Origin of the sequence: Streptomyces sp. 13-12-16, assembly GCF_002114215.1 — a bacterium.
Lineage (GTDB): Bacteria > Actinomycetota > Actinomycetes > Streptomycetales > Streptomycetaceae > Streptomyces.
In genome coordinates this window covers 1-1,648 of the sequence record NZ_NCTE01000926.1, presented here as the reverse complement: position 1 = coordinate 1,648, position 1,648 = coordinate 1, and the positions used below count along the sequence as shown (strand labels likewise).

2 protein-coding genes are annotated in these 1,648 nt (G+C 74.5%); both read left to right on the top strand.

Features of this window, described 5'->3' with window-relative positions; genetic code table 11:
• A partial coding sequence (locus B7767_RS32345; protein ID WP_085575235.1) for a sensor histidine kinase occupies positions 1–859 on the top strand: 859 nt, incomplete at its 5' end.
• Positions 856–1,518: a response regulator transcription factor gene (locus B7767_RS32340; RefSeq protein WP_085575234.1), complete on the top strand. Its 663-nt coding sequence runs from the start codon at positions 856–858 to the stop codon at positions 1,516–1,518. The genes B7767_RS32345 and B7767_RS32340, both read left to right, overlap by 4 nt.
• The last annotated feature ends 130 nt before the right edge of the window (positions 1,519–1,648 follow it).

Genomic DNA, 1,648 nt, shown 5'->3' with positions numbered 1-1,648 from the left:
GGTCCACGGCGCGGTACGCGCCGGGCACCGCGCCGCCGCACTGGCGGCGTCCCTGGGCCTGCTGGCCGTACTCCCCCTCACCGCCCTGGTCTCCCACGGCGGGCCCGCGCGCGAGGTCGTGGCACAGGCCCGGAACACCCTTGAGATCGCCTGGCTGATCGCCGCCTTCGCCGCCGGGGAGGCGGTGCGGCAGGCCGAGCAGCGGGCGGGGGAAGCCGAGCGCACCCGTGAGGAGACCGCGCGGCGCCGGGCCGACGAGGAGCGGCTGCGCATCGCGCGGGAGCTGCACGACTCGCTCACCCACCAGATCTCGGTCGTCAAGGTGCAGTCCGAGGTCGCGGTCCACGTGGCCCGGCGGCGGGGCGAGCAGGTGCCGGAGGCCCTGCTGGCGATCCAGGAAGCCGGCCGGGAGGCGAGCCGGGAACTGCGCGCGACCCTCGAGGCGCTGCGCGACGACGACACCACCCCGCCGCACGGACTCGGGCACATCCCGAACCTGGTGAAACGGTTCCGGACGACCGGCCTGGAGACGACGCTGACGATCGAAGGGGATCCGCGCGCCGTGCCGGCCGCGGTGAGCCGTACCGCGTACCGGATCGTTCAGGAGTCGCTCACCAACGTCGCCCGGCACGCCGCCGCCACCACCGCCTCGGTACTGATCGCCTACCGGCCGGACGCTCTCTCCGTCCGCGTCGACGACGACGGAGAGGCCGCCTCGGACCCCGCGCCGGCGCCCGGCCTCGGGCTGCTCGGCATGCGCGAACGCGTCACGGCCCTGGGCGGCCGGCTGCACACCGGGCCACGCGGCACAGGTGGCTTCACCGTCCAGGCCGAACTCCCCACGAACGGAGCCTCGTGATCCGGGTCCTGCTGGTCGACGACCAGCCGCTCATCCGCAGCGGCTTCCGCGCGCTGCTCGACCTCGAAGGCGACATCGAGGTGGTGGCCGAGGCCGCCGACGGCCGAGAGGCCCTGGTGCTCGTCAGGGAACGGCTGCCCGACGTCGCCCTCGTCGACATCCAGATGCCCGTCATGGACGGCATCGAAGTGACCCGGCGCATCGCCACGGACCCGGCCCTGGCCGGCGTGCACGTCGTCATGCTGACCAACTACGGCATGGACGAGTACGTCTTCGACGCGCTACGCGCCGGCGCCGCCGGCTTCCTCGTCAAGGACATCCTGCCGGAGGACTTCCTGCACGCCGTACGCGTGGCCGCCCGCGGCGACGCCCTGCTCGCGCCCGCCATCACCCGTAAGCTCATCGACCGGTACGTCGCCCGGCCGGCGCCCGCCCGCGCCGGCGACGGGCTGGAGGAGCTGACCGGCCGCGAACGCGAGGCGGTCGCCCTGGCCGCACAGGGCCTGTCCAACGACGAGATCGCCGATCGCCTGGTCATCAGCCCGTCGACCGCCAAGACCCACATCAACCGGGCCATGACCAAGCTCCGCGCCCGCGACCGCGCCCAGCTCGTGGTCTTCGCCTACGAATCCGGCCTGGTGACCCCGCGCGCCTTCTGACCCCGTGCCGCCGACCGGGCCGTTACGCCACGGCGCCTCGTCTCCCGGGGCCTCACGGGCCGGCTCCCCGAGTGCCCGCCGGTCATCCGCCGGAGCCCGCTTCCCGACCCCGGTCGCCCCGTGGACGCGC